We start from the raw sequence: 26,722 nt of genomic DNA on the forward strand, positions 1-26,722 counted from the left end.
CAGTCGGTAACCTTGAGGAAAGCGAAAAAGATGGACATGACGATCAACGAAAAACCGGCGCGTACGTTGCCGGTGCAGGACGCGCGGATCTACCCGCGCGGTGGGCTGGATGTGCTGTCGCGCGCCGAAGTAGCGCGCCTGCGGGACGCCTCCGGTGGCGGCATGCACGAGCTGCTGCGCCGCTGCGCGCTGGCCGTGCTGACCAGCGGCAGCGCCTCCGACGATCCGCGCGCGGCGCGCGATCTGTATCCCGACTTCGACATCCAGGTAGCACAGCAGGACCGCGGCGTGCGTATCGACCTGGTCAACGCGCCGGCGATGGCGTTCGTGGATGGCGAGATCATCCGCGGCGTCGCCGAGCTGCTGTTCGCCGTGGTCCGCGACCTGGCCTACATGGCCATCGAGATGGGCCCGGCCTACGCGGCCGAGCTGGAATCCTCCGAAGGCATCACCAACGCGGTGTTCGGGCTGCTGCGCAACGCGCGCATCCTCAACCCGGGCGATCCGAACCTGGTCGTGTGCTGGGGCGGTCACTCGATCGGCCGCGATGAGTATCTGTACACCAAGCAGGTCGGCTACGAGCTGGGCCTGCGTGGGCTGGACATCTGCACCGGCTGCGGTCCGGGTGCGATGAAGGGTCCGATGAAGGGCGCCACCATCGCCCATGCCAAGCAGCGCAAGACCACCACGCGGTACATCGGCCTGACCGAGCCGGGCATCATCGCCGCCGAGTCGCCGAACCCGATCGTGAACCACCTGGTGATCATGCCGGACATCGAGAAGCGCCTCGAAGCGTTCGTGCGCATCGGCCACGGCATCATCGTGTTCGCCGGCGGCGTCGGCACCGCCGAGGAGATCCTGTACCTGCTGGGCATCCTGCTGCGCGACGAGAACAAGGACCTGCCGTTCCCGCTGATCCTGACCGGCCCGACCGTGGCCGCACCGTACTTCGAGCAGATCGACCGCTTCATCCGCCTCACCCTGGGTGAAGAAGCCGCCAGCCGCTACGAGATCATCATCGGCGACCCGGTCAACGTGGCCCGCAAGATGGCCCAGGGCATCAAGCGCGTGCGCGAGCACCGCCTGGCGCAGAAGGATTCGTTCTTCTTCAACTGGTCGATCGAGATTCCGTGGGAGTACCAGCAGCCGTTCGTGCCAACCCACGAGGCGATGGCCGCGCTGGACCTGCACCACGGCCGCCCGCCGCATGCCCTGGCCGCCGACCTGCGTCGTGCGTTCTCCGGCATCGTCGCCGGCAACGTGAAGGAAGACGGGATGCGTCGCATCGAGCAGTTCGGTCCGTTCGAGATCCATGGCGATGCGGACATGATGCAGGCCCTGGACGAGCTGCTGCGCGCGTTCGTCGAGCAGCGCCGCATGAAGATCTCGGGCGAGTACCAGCCCTGCTACAAGGTCATGGCCTGAAGCCGTGACCCGGCCAGCGGCGGGCAGGGGGGCCGCCGCTGGCCTTGTTCTGCGTCAACTGATTGACGCCTGTCGCCTCCGGGCGACCGTTCGTCCTGCCGCCGCTTGCTGATCGGCGGCGGGGCGTTCATCTTCTGTGTCATCAACGCTGGGGAGCGTTTCATGTCATTGCGCCGGTCCAACGGCTTCACACTGATCGAGTTGATGGTCACCATTGCGGTGCTTGCCATCCTGATTACGCTTGGCATGCCGAGCTTCCAGGGCGTGCTGCGCTCCAATCGCGCGGCCACCACCACCAACGAATTGATGGCCTCGCTCGCACTGGCGCGCAGTGAAGCGCTGAAGAACACCCGCGGTGCCGGCGTGTGCGCCTCCACCGAAGGCACCGGATGCAACGGCGACAGCTGGGGCGACGGCTGGATGGTCTGGTCCGATGCCGACGGCAGTGGCAGCTTCGACGCCGGCGAGCAGGTCCTGCGCTACTCGGCCGGCTCACCCAAGATGCTCGGCAGCGAGGACAACCTGATCGTGGCCTTCGATGGCCGGGGTCGCAATCGCGCCGCCGCGGCGCTGGACATCACCCTGAAGCCTGACGAATGCGGCGACCAGCCCCTGCAGCGCACGCTGCGGCTGTCGGCGGTGGGGCAGGTGCGCGTGGAAAAGGAGAGCTGCAAGTGAGGGCAAGACACCTTGGCGCGCGTCGCGCAGGGCAGGGCGGCTTCACCATGATCGAGGTGCTGATCGCGATCGTGGTGATGAGCATCGGCCTGCTCGGCTTCGCCCTGCTGCAGACCATGAACGTGCGGTTCGTGCAGAGTGCGAATTTCCGCACCCAGGCGACCAACCTGAGTTACGAGCTGCTGGATCAGATCCGGATCAACCGCATCAATGCCGGGACCTACGTCGGCACCTATGCGGCAACGACAAAGGCCGCCGATTGCGTCTCACCCACCGGCGCGGAGATCACCAAGGATGCGTACATGACCGACTGGCGCTGCCGGCTGGGCAAGGCGCTGGGCGACGAAGCCAGCGCCAGTGTCACCAGCGACGGGGACGAGATCACGGTCAACGTCAGCTGGGGCGATGAACGCTGGCTGGATGCGGCCGATACCACCTTCTCGGCGAGGACCCGGCTGTGAGGCGCGTGCCTGCCTTCCAGCGCACCAGCGCGGGCCTGTCGCTGGTCGAGCTGATGATCGCCATGGTCATCGGCCTGGTCCTGCTGCTCGGCCTGATGCAGGTGTTCGCCGCGTCCCGCACCGCCTCGCGCCTGTCCGAAGGCCTGGCCCGCGTGCAGGAGAACGGACGCTTCGCCATGGACTTCCTGCAGCGCGACCTGCGCATGGCCGGCCACTTCGGCTGCGTGAACGACCAGAGCCACAGCATCAACAATCCCGGTTCGCTGCACACCACGTTCACCGCCGGTGCCCACCCTGCGCTGGACTTCACGCAGTCGATCCAGGGCTATGAGGCCGCCGATACCAAGCCGGGCGATCCGCTGACGCTGAGCGCCACGCCCGCGACGGGCGGCGTCGAGTACACCCCCGCGCTGCCGACCGAGTATGCCGCGGCGCTGACCAACCGCGTCGACGGCAGCGACATCGTCGCACTGCGCTTCCTCGTGCCTGACGGGGTACCGGTGACCGCCATCGGCGGCACGGATGACAAGCCCACCTTCTCGTTCGATACCGGTCGCTGGGCAGTGCTGCAGAGCGGGGTGCCGACGCCGGGCCTGTTCGGCGTGGCCGACTGTGTGTCGGCCACGGTGTTCCAGGCCAGTGCCGTCAGCAGTACCGCCGGCACCGTGCGTTTCGACACGGCGCCGAACAACAGCACCAGCTTCGCGACGTTGTATACCGCCGGCCAATCGGTGCTCTACCGCGCCGAGAGCGTGGTCTATTACATCGGCTACGACGCGACGACCCGCCAGAGTTCGCTGTATCGGGTGCGTTTCGATGCCGCACCCGGGGGCGCGCTGGCGGCCGGTCAGCCCGAAGCGCTGGTCGAAGGCGTGCGCAACATGCAGCTGCTGTATGGCCAGGACCACGCGCTGAGCGCGACCGGCGCACCCAGTGGCTTCATCGACCGCCAGGGCACCGCGGCGGACGTGGACGCATCACTCAGCCCGGCTGACGCGGCATGGCGCCGGGTCGGCGCGGTGCAGCTGGGCCTGGTGCTGGAAAGCCCGGATCCCTCCGCGGCGGCGCAGGCCAATACGGCTGCCGCGTTGACCGCGCTGGGGGTGACCTTCACCGCACCGAAGGACGGCCGGTTCCGCACGGTCTACCAGACCACGATCGCGGTGCGTAACCGCCTCTACGGCAACTGAGGTCTCCATGGCCATGCGTCGCAAGCCCTTCACCGCCCCCCGCCGCCAGGATGGCGCCGTGCTGTATGTCGCCCTGATCATCCTGATCCTGCTGGCCCTGCTCGGCGTGGCCGGGATGCAGGTGACCGGTATGCAGGAGCGCATGGCCGCCAACTATCTGCGCACCAACCTGGCGTTCCAGAACGCCGAGGCCGATGCGCGTTCGATGGAGAGCACGATCGAGACGACGCTGGCCGGCGGTGAGACCTACAGCGCCGACCAGGAAGAGTGCAGCCCGATCTTCGATCCGCTGACCTGGGCCGACGGCACCAGCGACGCGAAGGCGACCTATACGCGGCGGATGGACAAGTGCTTCACGGCCGGTGGCAGTGTCGTCGAGGGCCAGCCCGAGAACGAAGACACCGGCAACATCTACCAGATCACGGCATTGGCCAGTGATGACCCGGACAACCCCTCGGCCAGTGCGGTCGTCGACACGATCTATATCCCATGACCTCTGAACGCTTCCAACTCAGCAAGCGCACCGTGACCTGGCTGCGCATCGGTTTCGGTGTCCTGGTGCTGGGCTTCCTGCTCAGCCGCGTGGTGCCGCTGCGCGCCGCGCTCGGCGACTACGACCTCGCCCAGGAACCGCTGTACACCAAGCAGAGCCAGCCGCCGCTGATGATGATGGTGATGTCGCGCGATGAGCAGCTGTTCAACAAGGCCTACAGCGACTACAGCGATCTGGACGATGACAAGATCATCGATACCACGTACCAGAACAATTTCTCGTACTCGGGTTATTTCGACTCGAACCTCTGCTACGGGTACGCCAGCGGCGTATTCAAAGCGTCGGGCCCGGCGACGGGGGCGGGTGAAAAGAAGCACGAGTGCAGCGGTGCATGGTCGGGGAATTTCCTCAACTGGGTGACGATGAGCCGTCTGGACGTGATGCGCTACGTGCTTTATGGCGGGCAGCGCTCCACCGACGACCCCAACAAGACTGTGATCGAACGTGCTCAGATCCCCAACGATCTGCATGCGTGGGTCAAGGTCTACACCGGGTCGGACATCGGTAAATTCACACCGCTGAAAGCGGGCGCTTCTTTCTGCAACGCCACTATCGAAGCGGGCGGCGCGCCGCTCATGCGCGTGGCCAATGGTAACTGGTCCGAATGGGCGTCGACGGCGTCCTACCAGTGCGGCGTTAACCGCAGTGGTGAGGGCGGCGCAGATACGCCCAAGGGTGTGACCGATTACACCGTGCGGCTTGAGGTCTGCGATCCCGGCAAGGACAGCCATCGTGAGGCCTTCTGCCGCAAATACAACGACGGCACCACCGATCACTACAAGCCCAGCGGCCTGCTGCAGACTTACGGTGAAAGTGGGCGCCTGCGCTTCGGTCTGGTGAGCGGCACGTATTCCAGTCCGCGTGACGGTGGCGTCCTGCGCAAGAACATCGGCAAGATCGCGGGTAATGGCACCAAACTCTGCGATACCGGCGATGAGATCAATCTCGCCACGGGGCAACTGTGCCTGGCACGGAACAGTGGGGCCGAGGGCATCATCAATACGATGTCCAACTTCCGCATCGACCAGTGGAACTGGAGCAACAACTGGAACGACTGCAACGACTACAGCATTCTCAACCGCCAGGGGTTTGGCGACCGCGGCAATCTACTGGATCCTGGCGCGTCGGGCGACAAGGCCAAGAAGTGCAGTGCGTGGGGTAACCCGCTGGCGGAGATGTATGCCGAGGCGCTGCGCTACGTGGGTGCCGGGACCAAGGTGTACGGCGATACCGGAGACCTGTCCGAGCTCCCGAAAGGGGTGGAATGGAAGGATCCGTATCGCTCCCCTGCGCAGGGGGGCAATTCCTACTGCGCGACCTGCAACATCCTGGTGATGTCGTCGGGCCTGCCGTCGTTCGACAGCGACAATGTCGGTTCTGTACCGCACCTTGCTTCGGCGGAGGCAGCCACCGACGCGCTCGGCGCAGCCGAAGGCATCAATGGAAAGAGCTACCTCGCCGGGCGCGTCGGGGCGACCCCGCGCTACGCCTCGCTCAGTACCCACGAAGACATCTGCAAGGCGCTGACGGTCAACCAGCTCAGCCTGGTCCGTGGTATCTGCCCGGATATTCCGTCCACCGAGGGCAGCTACCTGATTGCTGGCTTGGCCAAGGCGGCGGCGGAGACGGACATGCGACCCGGTCTCGCGGGCAAGCCGGCGGATTACAAAGTCACCGCGACCACGTATACCGTGGCGATGGCCGAGAACCTGCCCAAGTTCGACATCAGCGTCGCCGGTGGCACCATCTCGCTGTCCCCGTTGTGCCAGGCGAACAACACGGGTACCGCCAAGGCCGCAGACTCCGGTTGGCGGAGTTGTTTCCTGGGCTCGGTGGGCATCGGCACCAAGCAGGCCGCTGTCTCCCCAAAGCATATCTATGGCCGCCCCTATCGTGCCGATGCCAAGTCCGGCAGCTTCTCTCTGGTCTGGGAGGATTCGTTGTGGGGCAACGACCACGACAATGATGTCGTGTCCATGATGAGCTACTGCGTCGGCGCCGCCTGTGGCGACAAGACCGGCATCGCCGACATGTGCTGGCGTTCGGTGGACAATGCGGTCTGCAAGAATCAGCTGCTGAATGCCACGATCGGCCCCGATGAGGTGCTGGTCCGCCTGGAGAATCTCTCTGCCTATGCAGGCAATGCGATGCTCACCGGCTACACCATCGTCGGTTCCAACGCAGCCAACAACGTGCAGCGGTTGCTGCTGCGTCCCGGCAACAGCAACGGCTCGGTGATCAGCTCCACGGAGAATCCGCCGAATGACTGGGCCAAGCCCTCCGTGGTCCGTTACAAACTCAGTGGTGCCCAGGCCAACCAGCTCGAGAGCCCGCTCTGGTACGCCGCCAAGTACGGCGTTCCCAGCGGCAAGTGGGATACCAAGGAAGCCGGTGTGCCGGACAACTACTTCCTGGCTCGCAACCCGGCCAAGCTGAAGGCGGCGCTGGAGGCCATCTTCGAAAGCGCGGCCGAGGGCGATGCGCCCGTGGGCGGCGGTGGTTCCGGCGCCCGCATCAGTACGGGATCGTTCACGGTGTCGGCCAGCTACAAAGTGCCCTCGGGCACGAACGACTGGACTGGCGACGTGGTCGCGACCAAGGTGGGTTCGCTTGGCGCCGATGGCGATGTGCTGTGGCGGGCGTCGACCAAGATGAGCTCCAGCGGCCGCAACATCGTCATGGCGACCGCGCCGACGACGGTCAACGCACGCGGTCAGCTGGTGCCGGTAGCAGCTGCACCGTTCGAAGCCAACAACGTCCCGGGCAGCGATCGCGCCGCTCAATTGGGCAACATGGGCTTCAGCAGCTCGGTCCCGAACTGGTTCGGCTCGCATACCGTCGCCGATCTGGTGAACTACCTGAAGGGTGCAGCGTTCAGTGGCTTCCGTTCGCGCAGCGCCATCCTCGGCGACATCGTCAATTCGACGACCGAGATCGTGTCCACGGCCAACAACTTCGGTTACGGCTCCTGGACCACGTCGCCCGAATGGAAAGCAACGCTCGGCTCCCGCTACACCGCCTATCTGAAGGCAAAAAAGGCCGCCGGTGGCCCGCCGACGATGCTGTACGTCGGTGCCAACGACGGCATGCTGCATGGCTTCAACGCGTCCACGGGTACCGCGGCAGGCAGCGAGGTGATGGCATTCATTCCGTCCTCCTCGCTGCAGCACATGGCGGAACTGGCCAACCCGAGCTATGCGCACCGGTATTACGTCGATGGTCCGCTGACGTCCTCGGATGTCTACTACGGGGATGCGTGGCACACCGTGCTGGTCGGTTCGACCGGTGCCGGCGGCGCCAACCGTGCACCGAATGCGACGGCCGCCGGCAACGGCTCGATGTTCGCGTTGAACGTGAGCAACCCGAGCGGCTTCACCAAGGATGACGTGCTGTGGGAGATCTCGGGCAAGACCGATTCGGACATGGGCTTTGCACTGGGCAAGCCGGTGATCGTGCCGGTCAGCGGCGGCGATGCGAATACCGCTCCGCGCTTCGTGGCGCTGTTCGGTAACGGCATCAATTCCTCCAGCGGCAAGCCGGTGCTGTTCGTGGTGGACATCCAGACCGGCGAGGTGATCGGCCGGATTTCTCCCAGCGGCGGTGGCTATGCGCTGCGCAACGGCCTGATGAACATTGCCGCCGTGGCCGCCAACAACACCAACCGCATCGTCGATACGGTCTATGGCGGCGACATGCAGGGCAATCTCTGGAAGTTCGATCTGCGCGACGTCGATCCGGCCAACTGGACCGTTGCCTATGGCGGCGCGCCGGTGTTCACCGCGACCCGCAACGGCGTGGCCCAACCGATCACCGGCGGTTTCGAGGTGACCCGAGCGGCCGGCCGCGGCTACAACATCCTGTTCGGCACCGGGCAGTACTTCGCCAGCGATGACAATGCCGTCAGCTCGAACTCTCCGATCAATTCGCTGTACAGCGTCTGGGACAACCTGAGCACGACCGTCGGCAGCAGGAGTGACCTGGTGGCCCAGGAGATCACGCTCGGGAGCGATGGTTACCGTTACGTCAGCAAGAACGCAGTCAGCTACGTAAGCAAACGCGGCTGGTACGTCGACCTGATCGTCGGCGGTACCGTCGATGGGGAGCGCTTCATCGGCAATCCGCGCATCCAGAGTGGTGCGGTGTACTTCAATAGCTACGTGCCTGGGCAGGCCGTCTGCGGTGGCGGCGGTGGCGTCAACTGGCGGTATGCGCTGAACCTGCTGACCGGCGCCGGCGCGCTGGGCGGGCTGAGCGACACGCCCGGTGGGGATCCGCTGTGCACCGGCAACTGTGGGGGCGCGAAGCTGACCAGCGGGGGCAAGGACAGCAACGGACCGCCCATGAAGGACAACAGCATCTTCGTCCCGGACAACAAGAGCAACATCTGCAAGGCGGGCGATCCGGGCTGCACGATCGACGAGCAGCTCAAGAACGACATCTGCACCTATGTGCTCCGCACCGGTAGCGCCGATCCGTTGTACATGCCGCGTCCCTGCGGTCGCCAGTCCTGGCGGCAGGTGCGCTGATGACCCTCCTGACGAGAAAGACGATGCGCACCTCCTTCCGCCGCGGGGCCGCGGGCTTCACCCTGATCGAACTGATGATCACGGTGGCCGTGGTCGCCATCTTGGCAACCGTGGCGCTGCCGGCGTACCAGGACTCCGTGCGCAAGTCGCGGCGGGCACAGGCCAAGGCCGATCTGGTCGAACTGGCCCAGAACCTGGAGCGCTATCACACGGTGAACAACACCTATGCCGCCGCCACGCTGGCCTTCGCGCAGTCGCCGCGCGAAGGCACCGCGCATTACACACTGGCGTTCGACAAGGATCCAACGGCCAGCACCTTCGGCATTCAGGCCACCCCGGTCGAGGGCGGCAGCCAGGCCAAGGACAAGTGCGGCACGCTGGCGCTGGACCAGGCCGGGCGCAAGACGCCGACCGAAAAGACCGTCTCCGGTTGCTGGTGACGCGGCTGTTCCATCCAATGGACGCGAGCGCTTGCATCACACCGCCGATGCTGGCTAGAATGCGCACCCCGCCCGAATAGCTCAGCCGGTTAGAGCACTTGACTGTTAATCAGGGGGTCGTTGGTTCGAGTCCAACTTCGGGCGCCAGATCTACAGAAGCCGCGAGCAATCGCGGCTTTTGTTTTTTGTGTTTCCGGCGGGTCGGCGATGCCTGCCTCAGCAGCCCACGGGACGGCGGGGCCGCTCGCTGCGGATGCGGCCTTGCCGGCTGACCACGACCTTCCCTTGAGCGCTGCCGTCCAGGCAGAAGATGACCGACTGATTGCTGCCATTGAGCTGCCCATCCGGCCGGAACTGGATGATGGGCTTGTGCTGGCTGCCCCGGGCGCTGAGCCTCGAACGGGCCTGCTGCTGCACCAGAATGGGGTCCTGGGCCGGGTCCTGGCCCGAGGGCGTCGCGGCGCGATGGAGGATCCAGCCCCGACTCCAGTCCCGGCCACAGTGGACGCCATCGTCGGTCGGGCAGACCGTGATCCGGCTCCGCTCGGTAATTGCCGTATTGCGCGCGGTGGCCAGCGCCGAGGCCAGCTGCATGCGCAGGCTGTCGGCCTGCAGGCGGTCCCGGGTCTGCTGCAGGGCCGGCAAGGCCATGCCGGTGAGGATGCCCAGCACCGCCATCGCGAGCAGCGCCTGGATCAGGGTCACGCCCGCGCAGGCGGCGCGGCGGGGCAGGGAGCGGAGCTGGTTCACGGTGGACGTCCGGCGCGCGGGAAGTGTCCACTCTGGCCGCCCGAACGCCCCGCCGCCGCCGGTTCATGCCGCGTTCTGCTGTCGGTGATCCCATCAACCGGCCGTCACCAAGGCGGCCGTTATACTGGGCGCTTCCCGGCAGTGGCGGCACCATGAGCGATCGTTTCCAACTTGTATCCCCGTATTCGCCGGCGGGCGACCAACCGGCGGCCATCGAGAAACTGACCGCCAACTTCGAGGCGGGCATCGCCAAGCAGACCCTGCTCGGCGTCACCGGTTCCGGCAAGACCTATACGATCGCCAACGTGATCCAGCAGGTGCAGAAGCCGACCCTGGTGATGGCCCCGAACAAGACGCTGGCGGCGCAGCTGTACGGCGAGTTCAAGTCGTTCTTCCCGCACAACGCGGTCGAGTATTTCGTCAGCTACTACGACTACTACCAGCCCGAGGCCTATGTGCCTTCGTCGGATACCTTCATCGAGAAGGACAGTTCGATCAACGAGCACATCGAGCAGATGCGGTTGGCGGCGACCAAGACGCTGCTGTCGCGCCCGGATGCGATCGTGGTGGCGACGGTGTCGGCGATCTACGGCCTCGGCGCGCCCGAGGACTATCTGTCGATGCGCCTGATCCTCTCCACCGGCGAGCGGATCGACCAGCGCGACCTGATCAAGCACCTGACCCAGCTGCAGTACACCCGCAACGAGTTCGAGCTGCATCGCGGTACGTTCCGCGTGCGTGGCGAAGTGGTGGACGTGTTCCCGGCCGAGTCGGACAGCGAGGCGGTGCGCATCGAGCTGTTCGAAGGCGAGGTCGAGCAGATCAGCATGTTCGATCCGCTGACCGGCGAGAGCCTGCGCAAGATGATGCGTTACACGATCTATCCGAAGACCCACTACGCCACGACGCGCGAGCGCGTGCTGTCGGCGGTGGATACGATCAAAGCGGAGTTGAAGGTCCGCCTGGAGCAGTTGTACGAGCAGAACAAGCTGGTGGAAGCGCAGCGCCTGGCGCAGCGCACCCAGTTCGATCTGGAGATGATGGCCGAGGTCGGCTACTGCAACGGCATCGAGAACTACTCGCGGCATCTCACCGGCAAGAATGCCGGCGATCCACCGCCGACCCTGTTCGATTACCTGCCGCCGGACGCGCTGCTGGTGATCGACGAATCGCACGTGACCATTCCTCAGATCGGCGCGATGTTCAAAGGCGATCGCTCGCGCAAGGAGACTCTGGTCGAGTTCGGTTTCCGCCTGCCGTCGGCGCTGGACAACCGTCCACTGCGGTTCGAAGAGTGGGAAGAACGGTGCCCGCGCAGCATCTACGTCTCGGCCACGCCGGGGCCGTATGAGCTGCGCGAGACCGAGGGCGAGATTGCCGAGCTGGTGGTGCGTCCGACCGGCCTGATCGATCCGGTGGTCGAGATCCGTCCGGTCGGTACCCAAGTCGACGATCTGATGTCCGAGGTGAACGAACGCATCAAGCTTGGCGACCGCGTGCTGGTCACGACGCTGACCAAGCGCATGGCCGAGAACCTGACCGAATACCTGACCGAGCACGGCATCCGCGTGCGTTACCTGCACTCGGATATCGACACCGTCGAGCGCGTGGAGATCATCCGCGACCTGCGACTGGGCAAGTTCGATGTGCTGGTCGGCATCAACCTGCTGCGCGAAGGCCTGGACATGCCCGAAGTGTCGCTGGTGGCAATCCTGGATGCCGACAAGGAAGGCTTCCTGCGCTCGACCGGCTCGCTGATCCAGACCATCGGCCGCGCCGCCCGCAACCTGCGTGGCAAGGCGATCCTGTATGCGGACAAGATGACCCGCTCGATGCAGGCGGCCATCGACGAGACCGACCGCCGTCGCGCCAAGCAGGTCGAGTACAACGAACTGCATGGCATCGTGCCCAAGTCGGTGCTCCGGCCGATCACCGATGTGCTGGAAGGCGCGCGATCGGAAGCGGCCGAGAAGGAGTCGCGCGGCAAAGGGAAGGGCAAGGGCAAGGGCGGCCGCGTGGCCGAAGAGGCGGCCGATTACCGCACGATGGAGCCGGCCCAGATCGCCAAGCGCCTGCAGGCGCTGGAGCAGCAGATGTACCAGCACGCACGTGATCTGGAGTTCGAGGATGCCGCCCGCGTCCGCGACCAGATCCGCAAGTTGAAGGAGGCCAGTCTGGGCTGAACAACGCGTTGTGAAATATCTTCACAAAAGTGTTGCGCTTTCCAGGGGCCGTCCGTAATATACGCGGCCTGCACCGACGCATTCGCAGCGGGGCAGGAAAGCAAGACGGGCGGTTAGCTCAGCGGTAGAGCACTACCTTGACATGGTAGGGGTCACAGGTTCGAACCCTGTACCGCCCACCACTTCAGTACCTGGGAAGCCACGGGAACAGGTGGAACAAGACGAAGCCGGCCATCAGGCCGGCTTTTTCGTTTTCGGCGTTTTTCCTTTCGTTCTCTGCGCCTCGCCCTTCCCATGGGCCGTGGGTGCGGGCATGTCGAGGCTGTCTCCTTGATCCCGTGTGTTAGCGTCGCGAGGCCGGTTGGCCAGACCTGCGGCCGGCCGGAACCGGTCCTGTGACCTAATCCCAATGGAAGGAGGCAAAATGGCAACGACGCATCGTCTTACGGTTTTGGCATACGCGGCCGCGGCTTTCGCGACGGCGATTCTCGCGGTCCCATCGGCACAGGCAGCGTCCTGCTGTGTCAGCGAGCCGCACGGAAGCTACATCGCAGCGAAGGGTCTCGGGGAGTCCGCGCCGCTGGCGTTGGACGTCAGCGAAGCAGCGGGCTGGCATGCCTTCGAGTTCAAGCGGGACGGCGTCTGGTACATCCAGGTCAATGACCGCAATGATCAGGTCCGCGCGATCATCGGCAACATCGACACGGTGTTCTGGACGCTGCCGGGCGGTGTGGATGCCGACCGCGTCTCGCTGCCGGGGCGGATCCTGGAAATTCCGGCAGGTGCCGGCCGGGAAGTCGTGTATCGCAAGCCGGGGCTGTGGCTGGTGGCTTACAGCACGGCGCGGGGCGTGATCTGGTCGATCGAAAGCCCTGACGGCACGCGGTAAGGCTGCCGGGTCTCGACAAGCACCAGGCGGAGACGGTTACGGCGGCAACGTGGGTTGCCGCCGTAAGCCAAGGCCCGTCCGCCGAGCACCTCGTTGGCACGCGCAACGGTCTGCGCGGTCAGTGTGCGCTGCGGATCCAGCAGTGCGACGGTGATGACGATGCCCTGGGAGTCGCCACGACGACCGCAGTGAGCGCGGACACGCAGGAATCCCGACTCGTGCTTGAGCATCACGCCGACAGCGTCGACCAGGCTGCGGTAGGCCGCCAGTTGCAGCCCGAGGCTCAGCTGGCAGGGGTCGCCACTGAACCGAGGGCGCGCCACGCGATCGGTCGCGTCCCAGGCGCCGGCGACACCGCCCGACTGCAGGGCGACGTAAAGACCTGCGTATTCGATGTCGCTTGGGTAGACCATGCTGATCTGCTCGCGGAACAGGCGCGATTGCGATGCGCCACGGCGAAGCATGTCCATCGCCGGCGCCAGATACCCTCGTTGCTTGAGGAGATCGGCTGCCATCTGGAGCGAGCGGTCGATATCTTCCCCAATGGTCTGCATGCGCAGCGCCTGTTCCTTGCGGCTTTCTTCGCTGGCGAGGTGGGCCGTGCGGACGAGCGAGGCAGCCTGTCTGCCCAGCCGGTCGTGTGCATTGAACTGCCGGTAGTAACGGGAAATCGTGGAGCCCAGCAGCAGCAATGCGGTGCCGGTGACCGCCAGGACCTGCTGCGCCATGAAGGCGGCCGGATCGAACGACCCGGGCAATCCGGAGCTTTCCAGGGTCAGCCCGATGGTGAGGTTCAATCCCGCTACGCTGATGGCGGCGCCGCGCCATCCATACATGCAGGTGAGCGCGGCCGCCGGCAGCAGCATCGCGATGCGCAGGCTGCTCTTTGCCAGCAGGTCATCGGCGGGAAGCTGCATCGCCGTCACGCCAAGCACGCCGATCACCGTCAATGTCGCCACGGCCATCATCCCTGTGCCAGCGGTAGGGCGTGGCAGATGGTGACGGTGTTTCCACAGCAGCGCGGCCGGCGCGAAAATCAGGATGCCCAGGTAGTCGCCGATGATGTATTTCGCGACGCCCATCCAGGAGACGGCGTCGTGCAGCGTGGGCATCAGCAGATAGGCCAGGCCCTGATTGAGCGCCGTGATCGCGACGGCGGAAAGTGCTGCGATGGACAGCAGCCAGGCCGGGTTGCCCGCCGCCAATCGGCGGCGGTGTAGAGACACGATCGCTGCGACCGTCGGCATCAGCAGCGCGGATGCAAGTACGAACCACGCGAGGCCGTACTGATCGATGAGGTGGAAACGTGCCTGCGCGAAGAAAGCCCACTCACCAACGATCAGGTAAGGCCATGTCCGCGGCGGGCACAACAGCAGCGCAGCGACGCGGAGTCCGGCAGGCAGGTAGAACTGGTCCACCGACATCTGCCGCGTTGCCCAGAACAGCATCGCGTAGACCAGCGCCAGCACTACGCCACTGGAAGAGATGCGCAGATTGAGGTGAAACTCCTTTTTCAACCATTCCCGCTGCACGTACACCCCCTTTTCCCTGTGGTGACCACGGGCTGGAACAACAGCCCGGCGCAGCTTGGACACTATCGGGCAACGCTGCCGCGTGCAATGGCGTGGCGGAGTGTTGTGTTTTCGTCGATGGCGCTGTTCCTTGGCGCGGCGAAGGGCTTAGTTTGAACTGCGTCACATATTGTCCTGCGTCTTGTCGTTGCTGCTTTGCATCCCCTCCTGTCGCCGATGTGAAGGCACTGCGCTTCCGAAACAGGGTGCGCTACCCAGCCACGATTGCCTGACAGCTCGCCACGGCTTCGCCTGATGGTGATTGTGCGGCGTGCGGGAGAGGCTTGGATTTTCATCGGGTGCGACAGGCATGTCCCCGCGCCGCTTGGCTACCTCCGAACGCACGTCGTTGCCCATGCTCGGCAAGGCCTGTGCGGCGGCTCTTCTGACCGGCGTGAGCGCGACGGTATTCGCACCCTTTCTTTTGCCGCCTCACTGGATGTGGGCTTCGCTCGCGGCAGGGCTGGCAATCTGGATCCTGCCCTCCCGTCTGCGCCTCCTCGGCGCCGCCCTTTTCGGCCTCGGCTGGGCCGCCTTCCACGGCCATGCCGGGCTCGCGCAGCAGCTTCCCGCCGGCAGCGCGCCGGTGGACCACGTCGTGCAGGGACGGGTGACCAGCCTGCCGGTGCACGGCCCCGGCGGCACCCGCTTCGGCTTTCGGGTGGACGATGATCCGGCGATGCCAGCCGAACTGCGTGGCCGCGACCTGGCCCTGGGCTGGTATGACGGATTCCGTGGCGCGGCCGATGATCGCCGGCGCACGCTGCGCGCGGGCGAGCGCTGGTCGCTCGGCGTGCGCGTGCGGCCCCCGCGCGGCCGGGTGAATCCTGGCGGGTTCGATGCCGAGGGCTACGCACTCCGGCAGCGTGTTGCCGGCAGTGGCTACGTGCGGGAACCGGCCCAGGCGGCTGCGTTGGCCGCGCCCACGGGATTGCCTGCGTGGCGCGAGCGGATGGCCGACGCGATCGCCACGGCGGTCGAGAGCGACGGCCGCCGCTTCGTCCAGGCATTGGCGCTGGGTGACACCCGCGGCCTGAGCCCGGCCGACTGGGACGATCTGCGCGCGCTGGGGGTGACCCACCTGGTGGCGATCTCCGGCTTCCATGTCGGTGTGGTGGCCGGCGTTGCCGCCGTGCTGGCGGGCGGGCTCTGGCGCTGCCTGCCGATGCTCGGCCTGCACTGGCCGCGGCCGATGGGCGCCGCGGTAGCCGCCGTCGCGGGCGCGGCGCTGTACGCGGCGGCGGCCGGGTTCGCGCTGCCCACGGTGCGGACCGTGCTGATGATCGCGGTGGTGGCCGCTGCGCGCTGCAGCCGGCGCCGGGCGACCGTGGCGCAATCGCTGGCGCTGGCCGCGCTGGCGATGCTGCTGTTCGATCCGCTCGCCGTGCTCGCCCCCGGTTTCTGGCTGAGCTTTGCCGGCGTGCTGTGGCTGATCTGGTGCCTGCCGGGGCGTGAGGAGGGCTGGCTGCGTGGTTTTCTGGGTGCGCAGGGCGTGGCGACCGTGGCGCTGCTGCCGCTGACCGTGGCGCTGTTCGGCCAGGCCTCGCGTGCGGGGCCGCTGGTGAATCTGGTGGCGATTCCGTGGTGGACGATGGTGGTGGTGCCGCTGGCGCTGCTCGGCACCGCGCTGGAGGCGCTGATCGACGGGGCGGGGCGCTGGCCGTGGCAGCTGGCGGCGTGGTGCTTCGAGGCGAGCTGGTGGCTGTTCGGGTATGCCGCGCGCAGCGAGCTGTCGCTGTGGTGGCTGCCGCAGGCCAACCGCTGGGCGTTGATCTCGGCCGTGTCCGGTGTGTTCTGGCTGCTGCTGCCGCGCGGCAGTGGTGGCCGCGTGCCGGCCCTGCTGCTGTGTCTGCCGCTGTTGTGGCCGGCGCGGCATGACCCGGGCGAGGGCGAGGTGGAGCTGATCGTGATGGATGTCGGGCAGGGCCTGGCGGTAGCCGTGCGTACGCGCCGGCACACGCTGCTGTACGACACCGGGCCCGGGGTCGACGATGGCTTCGACGCGGGCGAGCGGATCGTGGTGCCCACCCTGCGTGCGCTGGGGCAGGGCGGTCTGGACCGGATCATGATCAGCCACGATCACCGCGACCACACCGGCGGGCTGCGCGGGGTCCGCCGCAGCTTTCCGGGCGCGATGCTGCAGGCGCCGCCCGATGCACTGCGCGGTCGGGCCTCGGCCTGCCATGCCGGGCAATCCTGGCAGTGGGACGGGGTGACGTTCCGGGTGCTGCATCCGCCGCGCGACGAACCGCAGTCCACCAACGACAGCAGCTGCGTGCTGCGGCTGGAGACGCCGCAGGGTGCGATCCTGCTGGCCGGCGACATCGAAAAGCGCAGCGAAGCCCTGCTGGTCCAGCAGGCGGGCGCACGCCTGGCGGCGGAAGCGGTGGTCGTCCCACACCACGGCAGCGCCGGTTCGTCCACGCCGGCGTGGGTGGCGGCGGTCGCGCCGCGGCTGGCGATCGTCTCGGCGGGCCACCGCAACCGCTTCGGTCATCCCCGTGCCGAGGTGGTGGAGCGCTGGCAGGCGGTGGGCGCCGAAGTGCTCACCACCGCCGACAGCGGCGCGGTGCGGGCCTGGCTCGGGCGTGAAGGCCTGCAGGTGCGTGAACAACGGGTTTTCGAGCGGCGTTGGTGGGATGCCGCGGAGCGGAGCCGGCCGGCTGCTATCCTATCGGCGATCAAACAGGCGGCCGCTGGGCCGGAGGATTGAAACGTGTGGGAACTGGTCAAGGCCGGTGGCTGGCCGATGCTGCCGCTGCTGCTGTTGGGCGTACTGGCTTTGGCAATTGTCCTGGAGCGTTTCTGGACCCTGCGCCGCAATGAAGTCCTGCCCCCCGGGCTGGGCCAGGAAGTGCGCAACTGGGCCGCGCGCGGCAAGCTCGATCCGAGCCACATCCAGTCGCTGCGCGGCAATTCGCCGCTGGGCGCGCTGCTGGCCACCGCGCTGGAAGCACGCAATCGCCCGCGCGACCAGATCCGCGAGCGCATCGAAGATGCCGGCCGGCACCTGGTTCACCGCATGGAGCGGTTCCTGAACGCCCTGGGCACGATCGCCTCGGCCGGCCCGCTGCTCGGCCTGCTCGGCACGGTGGTCGGCATGATCCAGATGTTCATGGGCATCCTCGACCACGGCGTGGGCGATGTGAACCAGCTGGCCGGCGGTATCGGCAAGGCGCTGGTCTGCACCGCCACCGGCATGATCGTGGCAATCCCCGCGCTGATGTTCCATCGCTACTTCAAGGGCCGCATCGCCGGCTACGTGATCGACATGGAGCAGGAGGCCTCGGCCCTGCTGGACGCGCTCGATGGCCGCCCGGGCGTGATGAACAACGCCCCGCGCGCCGCCGGTGCTTCGGCCGGCGCCGCACCCGTGACGGTCAAGGGCTGACGGATGCGCATCCGCAATGACCGGATCCAGGACGAGCCGCATATCGATCTGGTTCCCCTGATCGATGTGATCCTCGTCCTGATCATCTTCTTCGTGGTCACCACCACCTTCGATGCGCGCTCCACGCTGCAGCTGCAGCTGCCGACCGCGAGCCAGCAGGACACCACCGAGCCGCCGCGTTCGCTGAGCGTGCTGGTCAATGCCGAAGGGCGTTACTTCATCAACGACCAGGAAGTGCTGCGTACCGACGTGGAGTCGGTCAAGCAGACGATCGCCGCCGTGGCCGGCAGTGATCGCGAACAGACCGTGCTGTTGCGCGCCGACGCGCGTACGCCTTACCAGGCAGTCGTCACGGCCCAGGATGCCCTGGGCCAGCTGGGCTTCCGCCGCATCGCCATCGCTACCGCGCCGGAGGTGCGTCCATGAGCAAGAAACATTCCCCCGTCTGGCCGATCTACAAGCGCCTGCTCGGGTATACCGGTGCCTATTGGGTGTTCATGGTCGCCGCCGTGGTCGCGATGGTGGTCGAGGCCCTGGCCGGCTACAGCTTCACCAAGCTGATGGAGCCGCTGGTCAACCGGGGGTTCGTCAACCCGGAGCCGCGCATGGCGGTGATCCTGCCGCTGACCATCCTCGGGCTGTTCATGATGCGCAGCCTGGCCACCCTGGTCAGCGACTACGCGCTCGCCCGCACCGGGCGCAGCGTGGTGCGCGACCTGCGTGAGCAGGTGCTGGAGAAGTACCTGCACCTGCCGTCCTCGCATTTCGATGCCGAAGCCACGCCGGTGATGGTCAGCCGCCTGAACTTCGATACCGAGCAGGTTACCCAGGCCAGCGCCGATGCGCTCAAGACCCTGGTGGCCGACACCCTCACCATCATCGCCATGCTGGTGGTGATGCTGCAGATGAGCGTCAAGGTCACCATGGCGATGCTGGTCGTGGTGCCGCTGATCGGCGTGATCGTCTCGGTCGTCGGCAAGCGTTACCGCCGCATCAGCCGCGGCATCCAGGACGGCATGGGTGGCATGGCGCAGACCGCCGAGCAGTCGTTGGCCGCGCAGCAGGAAGTGAAGGTGCATGGCACCCAGGCGCACGAGATCTCGCGCTATTCGCGTCTGGCCAACCGCATGCTCGGCCTGAACATGAAGGTCGAGACCACGCGCGCGCTGGCCTCCAGCACGGTGCAGTTCCTGGCCGCGCTGGCGCTGGCGGTGATCGTGTGGGTCTCCACCCGCGAGGCGCTGGCCGGCAAGCTCAACGCAGGCCAGTTCATGGGCCTGATGACCTCGATGATGGCGATCATTCCCTCGCTGCGTCGCCTGACCAGCGTGCAGACCTCGATCTCGCGCGGCGTGGCCGCCGCCGAGCGCCTGTTCGGGATTCTGGACATGCCGGTCGAGCGCGACGAAGGCATCCAGCGGATCGGCCGCGCACGTGGCGAGCTCGCGTTCGAACACGTGATGCTGCGCTACCGCGAGGACACCGGCATCGCGCTGGATGACATCAGCTTCGTGGCCAAGCCGGGCACGGTGACGGCGATCGTCGGCCGCTCCGGCAGCGGCAAGACCAGCCTGATCCGTCTGGTGCCGCGCTTCTACGAACCCAGCGGTGGCCGCATCACGCTCGACGGCGTGGCACTGGATGATTATCCGTTGGCCGACCTGCGCCGCCAGGTCGCGATGGTCGGACAGAAGGTGATGCTGTTCGATGACACCGTGGGCGCCAACATCGCCTACGGCATGGACGCCACCGAAGAACAGATCCGCGCGGCGGCCGAAGCGGCCAATGCCTGGGAGTTCATCGCGCGCATGCCGCAACAGCTGCAGACGCCGGTCGGCGAGAACGGTGCGCTGCTCTCCGGCGGCCAGCGCCAGCGTCTGGCGATCGCCCGCGCGATCCTGCGCGACGCGCCGATCCTGATCCTGGATGAAGCCACCGCCGCGCTCGACAACGAATCCGAGCGCCTGGTGCAGGATGCCCTGCAGCGCCTGATGCCCGAGCGCACCACGCTGGTGATCGCGCACCGGTTGTCCACCATCGAGCATGCCGACCAGGTGCTGGTGATGGATCACGGCCGCATCGTCGAGCGTGGCACGCACACTGAACTGCTGGCGCTGGGTGGGCTCTACGAGCACCTGCACAAGATGCAGTTCCGCGAAAGGCAGCCTTGATGGCCGGCAAGGGTACGAACACGCCGTCGTACTGGTATGACGGCACCGCGATTCCGTTCCTGGCACGCCTGGCGTCACCGCTGTACGGCGCGGCCATCGCGCTGCGGCGGATGGCGTATCGCCGCCGCTGGCTGAAGCGGCATCCGCTGCCGGTGCCAGTGGTGGTGGTCGGCAACATCACCGCCGGTGGCACCGGAAAGACCCCGCTGACCATCGCGCTGGTCAACCGGCTGCGCGAGGCCGGCTGGAAGCCGGGCGTCGCCAGCCGTGGCTATGGCCGCGAGGACGCGGGCACGCCACGCTGGGTGCTGGCCACGACCGATACCGCGATCGGCGGCGACGAGCCGGTGCTGATCGCCTGGAAAACCGGCGTGCCGGTCCGGGTGGATGCGGACCGCGTCGCGGCCGGCAAGGCACTGGTCGAGGCGGGCTGCGACATCATCGTCTGTGACGACGGCCTGCAGCATTACCGGCTGGCGCGTGACATCGAGATCGAAGTGGTCGACGCCCAGCGTCGCTACGGCAATGGCCGGCTGATTCCGGCCGGGCCGCTGCGCGAGCCGGCCAGCCGTGCGCGCGACTGCGACTTCCGGGTGGTCAACATGGGCCAGGCCAGCGATGGCACCGAAGCGCAGACCGCCTGCGGTTTCGGCGAATGGCCGATGCAGCTGCGCATCGACAGCGCCCAGCCGCTGCAGGGCGGCCGCGCGCGGCGCCTCGCGCATTTCCAGGGGCAGCGCGTGCATGCGGTGGCCGGTATCGCCAACCCGCAGCGCTTCTTCGACATGCTGCGTGCGCATCGCATCGGCGTGGTGCCGCATGCCTTCGCCGATCACCATGCCTACCAGCCGGCCGATCTGCGCTTCGGCAGCGAACTGCCGGTGCTGATGACCGAGAAGGACGCGGTCAAGTGCAAGGCCTTCGCGACCGAATGGCACTTCGCCGTGCCGCTGTCGGCCGAACTGCCGGCAGCGTTCTGGATCACGCTGCTGGACCGCGTCGAGAAACTCGGCAAGCGTTGACGGGCCCGGTGCCGCGTGCGGCACACTGAGGCCCTGACTGCATTCCTTCCGTACAGGTCGTCCCCCATGAGCGCTTCCGTCGAGTTCGTCGTCGCCATTCCCGCCCGTTATGCCGCCTCGCGACTGCCGGGCAAGCCACTGCGCCTGCTCGGTGGTGAGCCGCTGGTGCTACGCGTGGCGCAACGCGCCCTGCTTGCCGGTGCGCGCGAAGTCTGGGTCGCCACCGATGATCAGCGCATCGCCGATGCCCTGCAGGGGCTGGCCGAGGTGCGCGTGGCGATGACCTCCACCGCGCATGCCTCCGGCACCGATCGCCTGGCCGAGTGCGCAACGCAGGCCGGCTGGGCGGATGACACGCTGGTGGTGAACCTGCAGGGCGATGAGCCGTTCGCCCCGGCCGAAGGCATCCGCGCAGTGGCCGAAGCCCTGGTCTACAGCGGTACGGAGATGTCCACGCTGGCCACCCCGGTCGAGGATGCCGAAACCCTGTTCGACCCGAACGTGGTCAAGGTCGTGCGCAGGCAGAACCTGGACGCGCTCTACTTCAGCCGCGCGCCGATCCCGTGGCACCGCGATGCGTTCGCGCGCTCGCACGACACCCTGGCCGGCCCGCACTGGCTGCGCCATATCGGCATCTACGGCTACCGCGCCGGTTTCCTGCGCCAGTTCGCCGCGTTGCCGCCCGGCACGCTGGAGCAGCTGGAATCGCTGGAGCAGCTGCGCGTGCTGGAAGCGGGGCACCGCATCAGCGTGGCGCTGACCCCGTCCGAGTTCCCGCCCGGCATCGATACGCCGGAGGATCTGGAGCGCGCAGAGGCGTGGTGGGCCGCGCACCCGTGACCGGGGCGGTCGTCCGCCGCGGCGACCTCCGCCGCAGGCGATGGACCACCGGATGACCGTGGCACGACGGATGCATGACGCCGAGTCCGGCATAATCGGGGCATGAACGTCCAGCCCGTCCAGGATCTGCCCGAATTCGCCACCTGGCTCAACGCCCCGCCGACCACCCTCGCCGAGCTGCAGGGACGGCCGGTGGTGCTGGCCTTCGTCAATGCCGCCTCGGTGTGGTGCGCGCAGCGGCTGGCCGAGCTGGCCCAGTGGCAGTCGCGCAACCCGGGCAAGCTGCAGCTGCTGGTGCTGCAGGTGCCGCGTTTCGATGGTGAGCGCGATCCCGCGCAGTCGCTGAAGCTGCTCCGGCGCCAGGGCCTGAACGCCCCGGCGCTGCTGGATGCGGAGTGGGACGGCTGGCGCCGCTTCGGCGTGACCGCGTGGCCGACCCTGGTCCTGCTGGATGCCCAGGGGCGCGAGCGCGAACGGCTGGTCGGCCTCGGCGGCGAACTGGAGCGCGCCCTCACGGCGCTCTGCGAAGGCAGTTCGCGGCCGTCCGATGAGGACCTGCACGGCGCCCGCGAACTGAGCCCCGAACCGCGCCTCGCGCTGCGCTTCCCGACCGGGCTTGCGGTGACCACCGAGCGCCTGTACATCGCCGATACCGGGCATCACCGCGTGCTGGAATGCAGCCACGGTGGCCGGGTGCTGCGCCAGTTCGGCATGGGCACCGCTGATTTCATGGACGGGGGCCAGGCCGAAGCAGCCTTCCACCACCCGCAGGGCCTCGCGCTGGAGCGCGAATGGCTGTACGTCGCCGACACCGGCAATCATGCGTTGCGCCGCATCCATCTGCTGTCCGGCCAGGTCGATACGCTGTGCGGCACCGGCCGCCCCGGCGAGCCGATCGAAGGGCCGGTGGCCGATCCGCGCCGTACCGCGCTCAACCACCCGCAGGGCCTGGCGGTCGCCGACAACCAGATCCATATCGCGATGGCCGGCGACAACCGCATCTGGAGCTATCACCTCGGCCAGCGCAGCCTGCAGTGGCGCGCCGGCAGCGGTGCGATCGACGCGCGCGACGGTAGCGGTCATCTGGCCGCGTTCGCGCAGCCGTGCTCGGTCGCGGCGGTCCAGCAGGTGCTGTACGTCTGCGATGCACTCGGCTCGTCGATCCGCGCCATGCAGCTGCGCGGCGATCTGGTGCAGACACTGGTCGGGCAGGGCCTGTGGACCTTCGGCGAACAGGATGGCCCGCGGGCCTCGGCGCTGCTGCAGTACCCGCAGGCGATCGCGCTGAGTCCGGATGCCCCGTTGCTGTGGATCGCCGATGCCGGCAACGGCCGCCTGCGCACGCTGCGCCTCGGCGGGGGCGAGCTGAGCACGCTGGAGCTGCCGCGCCGCCTGCATGGCCCGGCCGGCCTGGCGCTGGGCGGCGGTGCGGTCTGGATCGCGGAGACCGACGCCCATGCCGTCCTCCGTTTCGACCCCGTCAGTGGTGTCCTGAGCGACGTGCCGATCAACGAATGACTGTTTCTTCCGCCCCCGCCTTCGATGGCAAGGCATTTGCGGCCCACCTGAGCACCGCCCCCGGCGTGTACCGCATGTACGCTGCCGACGACACCCTGCTGTACGTCGGCAAGGCGCGTGCGCTGCGCAACCGCGTGGGCAGTTATTTCAACGGCACGCCCAAGACCACGCGGATCATGTCGATGCTGTCGCAGGTCGCGCGCATGGACGTGACCGTGACCCGCTCGGAAGCCGAGGCGCTGCTGCTGGAAAACCAGCTGATCAAGTCGCTCTCGCCGCGCTACAACGTCTCCCTGCGTGACGACAAGACCTATCCGCACGTGCTGCTGACCCGCGAGCAATGGCCGCGCATCGCGCTGCACCGTGGCCCGCGGGCGGTGCCGGGGCGGTACTTCGGGCCGTACCCGGGCGTCACCGCGGTGCGCGAAACGCTCAACCTGATGCACAAGCTGTTCAAGCTGCGCAGCTGCGAAGACAGCGTGTTCCGCAACCGCTCGCGGCCCTGCCTGCAGTACCAGATCGGCCGCTGCAGCGCGCCGTGCGTGGACCTGGTGGCGGCCGAGGACTATGCCGAATCCGTGCGCCGCGCCTCGATGTTCCTGGAAGGCAAGAGCGACCAGCTCGCGCGCGAGCTCGGCACCCAGATGCAGACCGCCAGCGAAGCGCTGGAGTTCGAGCAGGCCGCGCGCCTGCGCGATCTGATCGCCTCGCTGCGCAGCATGCAGACCCGTCAGTACGTGGACGGCCGCGCTGCCGACCTGGACGTGCTCGCCTGCGCCACCCAGGGCGCCAGTGCCTGTGTGCTGCTGCTGGCCTTCCGTGATGGCCGCAACATGGGCACGCGGCCGTTCTTCCCGCGCACCAATGGCGAAGAGAGTGCCGACGAGGTGCTGGGCGCGTTCGTGTCCCAGTATTACGCCGAGCACGCCCCTCCGCGCGAGATCCTGCTCGACCGCGAGATTCCCGATGCCAGCCTGATCGAATCGGCGCTGAGTGCCTCCGCCGAGCACAAGGTGCAGCTGCGGTGGAATGTCCGTGGCGAGCGCGCCGGGTATGTCGAGCTGGCCGCGCGCAATGCGCAGATCACCCTGGTGACCGAACTGGGCAGCCGCACCGCGCAGCACGCGCGCAGCGAAGACCTGCGCCAGATGCTCGGCCTCACCGAGCAGGTCAAGCGGGTCGAGTGTTTCGACATCAGCCATACCATGGGCGAAGCCACCGTGGCCTCGTGCGTGGTGTTCGATGCCGCCGGGCCCGTGCGCAGCCAGTACCGCCGCTTCAACATCAGCGGGATCGAACCGGGCGATGACTATGCCGCCATGCGCCAGGCGATCGAACGGCGCTTCCGCCGTGCGGTCGAAGAGGATGGCGTGCTGCCCGATCTGCTGCTGATCGATGGTGGCGCCGGCCAGTTGGCCCAGGCGCAGGCCGCGCTGGCCGATCTGGGCGTGGAAGGGGTGATGCTGGTCGGCGTGGCCAAGGGCGTGGAGCGCAGGGCAGGGCATGAAGCCCTGGTGATGCCGGACGGCCGCGAGCTGCGCCCGGGCGCGGCCTCACCGGCGCTGCAGTTCATCCAGCAGGTGCGCGACGAGGCCCATCGCTTCGCCATCACCGGCCACCGCGGGCGCCGCCAGAAGGCCCGGATGACCAGCAAACTCGAAGATATCCCCGGCATCGGCCCGCGCCGGCGTGCCAGCCTGCTCAAACATTTCGGCGGCCTGGTCGGCCTGAAAGCCGCCGGCGAAGCGGAAATCGCGAAGGTGGAAGGCATCAATGACGCCCTCGCTGCGCGTATCTACGCTAACCTTCATGGACTGCCCACGCCCGACGCGGCGGGCGAGTAGAGAGACGCAATGAAGTTGACCCTCCCCACCTGGCTGACCCTGCTGCGGATCGTGATGATCCCCGTGCTGGTGCTGGTGTTCTATCTCCCCTACAAGTGGACCAATTTCGCCTCCGCGGCGATCTTCGGCCTGGCCGCGCTCACCGACTGGCTCGACGGCTGGATCGCCCGCCGCTACGACCTGCAGTCCGCGTTCGGCGCGTTCCTGGATCCGGTCGCGGACAAGCTGATGGTGGCGGTGGCGCTGTTCCTGATCGTGCAGGGTCATCCCACGGCGTGGATGGCGGTCTGGGCGGCGGTGATCGTCGGCCGTGAAATCGCCGTCTCCGCACTGCGCGAATGGATGGCGGAAATCGGCCAGCGCGCCAAGGTGCGCGTGGCCGTGATCGGCAAGGTGAAAACCACCGCGCAGATGGTCGCGCTGCTGTGCCTGCTGTATTCGGTCGCACCGCACACCCCGATGCAGGACATCTGGATGGGCATCCAGGTCTTCCATATCGGCGACTGGACCCTGGCGATCGCCTCGATCCTGACGCTGTGGTCGGGCCTGCAGTACCTGCACGCGGCCTGGCCGAGCCTGCGCGAAGACGAGCGCCTCGCGCGTGAGAGCGCCAAGGCGAAAAAGAATGCGTAAAAGGCTGTTGACAGCCCTGCATTTGGCTGTAGAATTTCGCCTCCCAAGCGGGAATAGCTCAGTTGGTAGAGCGCAACCTTGCCAAGGTTGAGGTCGCGAGTTCGAGTCTCGTTTCCCGCTCCAGATACTGTTTCCATCGCGATCCGTCGCGAACGGAAACGCCGAAAAAAGCGACCTTCCGGGTCGCTTTTTTCGTATGCGCGTGTCTGCGGTCAGTGGCGCGTTCCGATCCGGACGTTGCACCACGTGCGGATGTTCCCGCGGTCGAACCCGGGACAGCTGTTTTCGATGGGCAGGTACACGTAGAGCGCCTGCTCCGTGTGCGCGAAGTGGTAATAGTTCGTGCGGTCCTTGCCGTACAGCCAATAGTTCGATGAGCCCTGGTTGATCACGTAGGGCTCGAACCATAGGATCGATGATTCGGCCGGAATCACGTTGCTTCTGTCAGTCAGCATCATCCAGGCATTGGAGACGACGTGGGTGGTCGCGCCGACGATGGCGAGGGCGCCGATCAGGGCGGCGATGGCGAGGCTGGCAATGCGGAGAGGGCGTGGCATGCGGTGATTCATGGATTGACCGGGGAGGGGCAGGGCAAGGCCGGCAAGCGCCCCGGGGCGGCCCGGCGCAACGCACGGAA

The 26,722-nt window shown here is 67.0% G+C and carries 20 protein-coding genes, 3 tRNA genes and 1 pseudogene; 21 read left to right on the plus strand and 3 right to left on the minus strand.

All coding sequences use genetic code 11. The annotated features are described in order from the left end of the window. Positions 1-36 precede the first annotated feature (36 nt). From ppnN to ABE434_RS08950, 8 genes are all read left to right on the plus strand, one after another. Positions 37-1,425, plus strand: coding sequence for a nucleotide 5'-monophosphate nucleosidase PpnN (gene ppnN / locus ABE434_RS08915; RefSeq protein ID WP_121042205.1), 1,389 nt, complete (start codon positions 37-39; stop codon positions 1,423-1,425). A gap of 162 nt (positions 1,426-1,587) precedes the next feature. After that, the gene (locus tag ABE434_RS08920) at positions 1,588-2,103 is read left to right on the plus strand and encodes a Tfp pilus assembly protein FimT/FimU (protein WP_346478579.1); all 516 of its coding nucleotides are present in this window, start codon (positions 1,588-1,590) and stop codon (positions 2,101-2,103) included. After that, positions 2,100-2,564, plus strand: coding sequence for a type IV pilus modification protein PilV (gene pilV / locus ABE434_RS08925; protein WP_346478580.1), 465 nt, complete (start codon positions 2,100-2,102; stop codon positions 2,562-2,564). Before ABE434_RS08920 ends, pilV begins: the two co-directional genes overlap by 4 nt. Continuing rightward, on the plus strand, positions 2,561-3,754 hold the full coding sequence (locus tag ABE434_RS08930; RefSeq protein WP_346478581.1) for a PilW family protein: 1,194 nt from the start codon (positions 2,561-2,563) through the stop codon (positions 3,752-3,754). Before pilV ends, ABE434_RS08930 begins: the two co-directional genes overlap by 4 nt. Positions 3,755-3,761: 7 nt before the next feature. Then, entirely contained in the window at positions 3,762-4,247 is a 486-nt protein-coding gene (locus tag ABE434_RS08935; protein ID WP_346478582.1) for a PilX N-terminal domain-containing pilus assembly protein, read from the plus strand. Beyond that, on the plus strand, positions 4,244-8,833 hold the full coding sequence (locus ABE434_RS08940) for a PilC/PilY family type IV pilus protein (RefSeq protein WP_346478583.1): 4,590 nt from the start codon (positions 4,244-4,246) through the stop codon (positions 8,831-8,833). The genes ABE434_RS08935 and ABE434_RS08940 overlap by 4 nt, the downstream gene beginning before the upstream one ends. After that, positions 8,833-9,273 carry a type IV pilin protein gene (locus ABE434_RS08945; RefSeq protein ID WP_346478584.1) on the plus strand — a complete coding sequence of 147 codons (441 nt, stop codon included), beginning with the start codon at positions 8,833-8,835 and terminating at the stop codon, positions 9,271-9,273. Before ABE434_RS08940 ends, ABE434_RS08945 begins: the two co-directional genes overlap by 1 nt. A 70-nt stretch (positions 9,274-9,343) precedes the next feature. After that, positions 9,344-9,420, plus strand: a tRNA-Asn gene (locus ABE434_RS08950). Between the two features lie 69 nt (positions 9,421-9,489). On the opposite strand, the gene ABE434_RS08955 is transcribed toward ABE434_RS08950, so the two are convergent. Continuing rightward, entirely contained in the window at positions 9,490-10,023 is a 534-nt protein-coding gene (locus ABE434_RS08955; protein WP_346478585.1) for a GspH/FimT family pseudopilin, read from the minus strand. A gap of 152 nt (positions 10,024-10,175) precedes the next feature. Between ABE434_RS08955 and uvrB the strand changes: the two genes are divergently transcribed. From uvrB to ABE434_RS08970, 3 genes are all read left to right on the plus strand, one after another. Continuing rightward, a complete protein-coding gene (gene uvrB, locus ABE434_RS08960; protein ID WP_346478586.1) occupies positions 10,176-12,206 on the plus strand; it encodes an excinuclease ABC subunit UvrB in 2,031 nt (676 codons plus the stop codon). Positions 12,207-12,313: 107 nt separating this feature from the next. After that, positions 12,314-12,388, plus strand: a tRNA-Val gene (locus ABE434_RS08965). Positions 12,389-12,630: 242 nt separating this feature from the next. Further along, the gene (locus ABE434_RS08970; RefSeq protein ID WP_346478587.1) at positions 12,631-13,095 is read left to right on the plus strand and encodes a hypothetical protein; all 465 of its coding nucleotides are present in this window, start codon (positions 12,631-12,633) and stop codon (positions 13,093-13,095) included. Here ABE434_RS08970 and ABE434_RS08975 read toward each other — a convergent pair. Continuing rightward, positions 13,038-14,690 carry an MASE1 domain-containing protein gene (locus tag ABE434_RS08975; RefSeq protein WP_346478588.1) on the minus strand — a complete coding sequence of 551 codons (1,653 nt, stop codon included), beginning with the start codon at positions 14,688-14,690 and terminating at the stop codon, positions 13,038-13,040. The genes ABE434_RS08970 and ABE434_RS08975 overlap by 58 nt on opposite strands. A 286-nt stretch (positions 14,691-14,976) precedes the next feature. On the opposite strand from ABE434_RS08975, the pseudogene ABE434_RS08980 reads away from it, so the two are divergent. The 10 genes and pseudogenes from ABE434_RS08980 (at position 14,977) to ABE434_RS09025 (ending at position 26,208) form a co-directional block, all read left to right on the plus strand. Further along, positions 14,977-17,492, plus strand: a pseudogene (locus ABE434_RS08980) (DNA internalization-related competence protein ComEC/Rec2). Then, on the plus strand, positions 17,383-18,057 hold the full coding sequence (locus ABE434_RS08985) for a MotA/TolQ/ExbB proton channel family protein (protein WP_346478589.1): 675 nt from the start codon (positions 17,383-17,385) through the stop codon (positions 18,055-18,057). The pseudogene ABE434_RS08980 and the gene ABE434_RS08985 overlap by 110 nt, the downstream one beginning before the upstream one ends. A gap of 3 nt (positions 18,058-18,060) precedes the next feature. After that, complete coding sequence (locus tag ABE434_RS08990) at positions 18,061-18,483, plus strand: biopolymer transporter ExbD (RefSeq protein WP_019183376.1); 423 nt, start codon at positions 18,061-18,063, stop codon at positions 18,481-18,483. Further along, positions 18,480-20,228, plus strand: coding sequence for a lipid A export permease/ATP-binding protein MsbA (msbA, locus tag ABE434_RS08995; protein WP_176989596.1), 1,749 nt, complete (start codon positions 18,480-18,482; stop codon positions 20,226-20,228). The genes ABE434_RS08990 and msbA overlap by 4 nt, the downstream gene beginning before the upstream one ends. Then, entirely contained in the window at positions 20,228-21,250 is a 1,023-nt protein-coding gene (gene lpxK, locus ABE434_RS09000; RefSeq protein WP_346478590.1) for a tetraacyldisaccharide 4'-kinase, read from the plus strand. The genes msbA and lpxK overlap by 1 nt, the downstream gene beginning before the upstream one ends. Before the next feature lie 66 nt (positions 21,251-21,316). Continuing rightward, positions 21,317-22,090, plus strand: a complete 774-nt coding sequence (kdsB, locus tag ABE434_RS09005) for a 3-deoxy-manno-octulosonate cytidylyltransferase (protein WP_346478591.1) — start codon at positions 21,317-21,319, stop codon at positions 22,088-22,090. 102 nt (positions 22,091-22,192) lie between these two features. Further along, positions 22,193-23,608, plus strand: coding sequence for a hypothetical protein (locus tag ABE434_RS09010; RefSeq protein ID WP_346478592.1), 1,416 nt, complete (start codon positions 22,193-22,195; stop codon positions 23,606-23,608). Then, entirely contained in the window at positions 23,605-25,452 is a 1,848-nt protein-coding gene (gene uvrC / locus ABE434_RS09015; RefSeq protein ID WP_179459282.1) for an excinuclease ABC subunit UvrC, read from the plus strand. The genes ABE434_RS09010 and uvrC overlap by 4 nt, the downstream gene beginning before the upstream one ends. Before the next feature lie 9 nt (positions 25,453-25,461). Then, positions 25,462-26,085, plus strand: a complete 624-nt coding sequence (pgsA, locus tag ABE434_RS09020; protein WP_176989601.1) for a CDP-diacylglycerol--glycerol-3-phosphate 3-phosphatidyltransferase — start codon at positions 25,462-25,464, stop codon at positions 26,083-26,085. Between the two features lie 47 nt (positions 26,086-26,132). Continuing rightward, positions 26,133-26,208: transfer RNA gene (locus tag ABE434_RS09025), tRNA-Gly, on the plus strand. An 89-nt stretch (positions 26,209-26,297) separates the two neighbouring features. Here ABE434_RS09025 and ABE434_RS09030 read toward each other — a convergent pair. Continuing rightward, on the minus strand, positions 26,298-26,642 hold the full coding sequence (locus ABE434_RS09030) for a hypothetical protein (protein WP_346478593.1): 345 nt from the start codon (positions 26,640-26,642) through the stop codon (positions 26,298-26,300). Between the last annotated feature and the right edge of the window lie 80 nt (positions 26,643-26,722).

This window comes from Stenotrophomonas sp. TWI1183 (assembly GCF_039673115.1).
GTDB classification, from domain to species: Bacteria; Pseudomonadota; Gammaproteobacteria; order Xanthomonadales; family Xanthomonadaceae; genus Stenotrophomonas; species Stenotrophomonas maltophilia_AA.

Bases quoted from the DNA above. Each gene is read 5' to 3' on its own strand.
- ABE434_RS08920 (WP_346478579.1), top strand. From the start codon at position 1,588: ATGTCATTGCGCCGGTCCAACGGCTTCACACTGATCGAGTTGATGGTC.
- ABE434_RS08945 (WP_346478584.1), top strand. From the start codon at position 8,833: ATGACCCTCCTGACGAGAAAGACGATGCGCACCTCCTTCCGCCGCGGG.
- kdsB (WP_346478591.1), top strand. From the start codon at position 21,317: ATGAGCGCTTCCGTCGAGTTCGTCGTCGCCATTCCCGCCCGTTATGCC.
- ABE434_RS09010 (WP_346478592.1), top strand. From the start codon at position 22,193: ATGAACGTCCAGCCCGTCCAGGATCTGCCCGAATTCGCCACCTGGCTC.
- ABE434_RS09030 (WP_346478593.1), bottom strand. From the start codon at position 26,642: ATGCCACGCCCTCTCCGCATTGCCAGCCTCGCCATCGCCGCCCTGATC.
- uvrB (WP_346478586.1), top strand. From the start codon at position 10,176: ATGAGCGATCGTTTCCAACTTGTATCCCCGTATTCGCCGGCGGGCGAC.
- ABE434_RS08940 (WP_346478583.1), top strand. From the start codon at position 4,244: ATGACCTCTGAACGCTTCCAACTCAGCAAGCGCACCGTGACCTGGCTG.
- uvrC (WP_179459282.1), top strand. From the start codon at position 23,605: ATGACTGTTTCTTCCGCCCCCGCCTTCGATGGCAAGGCATTTGCGGCC.
- ppnN (WP_121042205.1), top strand. From the start codon at position 37: ATGACGATCAACGAAAAACCGGCGCGTACGTTGCCGGTGCAGGACGCG.
- pgsA (WP_176989601.1), top strand. From the start codon at position 25,462: ATGAAGTTGACCCTCCCCACCTGGCTGACCCTGCTGCGGATCGTGATG.
- ABE434_RS08935 (WP_346478582.1), top strand. From the start codon at position 3,762: ATGGCCATGCGTCGCAAGCCCTTCACCGCCCCCCGCCGCCAGGATGGC.
- ABE434_RS08990 (WP_019183376.1), top strand. From the start codon at position 18,061: ATGCGCATCCGCAATGACCGGATCCAGGACGAGCCGCATATCGATCTG.
- lpxK (WP_346478590.1), top strand. From the start codon at position 20,228: ATGGCCGGCAAGGGTACGAACACGCCGTCGTACTGGTATGACGGCACC.
- msbA (WP_176989596.1), top strand. From the start codon at position 18,480: ATGAGCAAGAAACATTCCCCCGTCTGGCCGATCTACAAGCGCCTGCTC.
- ABE434_RS08970 (WP_346478587.1), top strand. From the start codon at position 12,631: ATGGCAACGACGCATCGTCTTACGGTTTTGGCATACGCGGCCGCGGCT.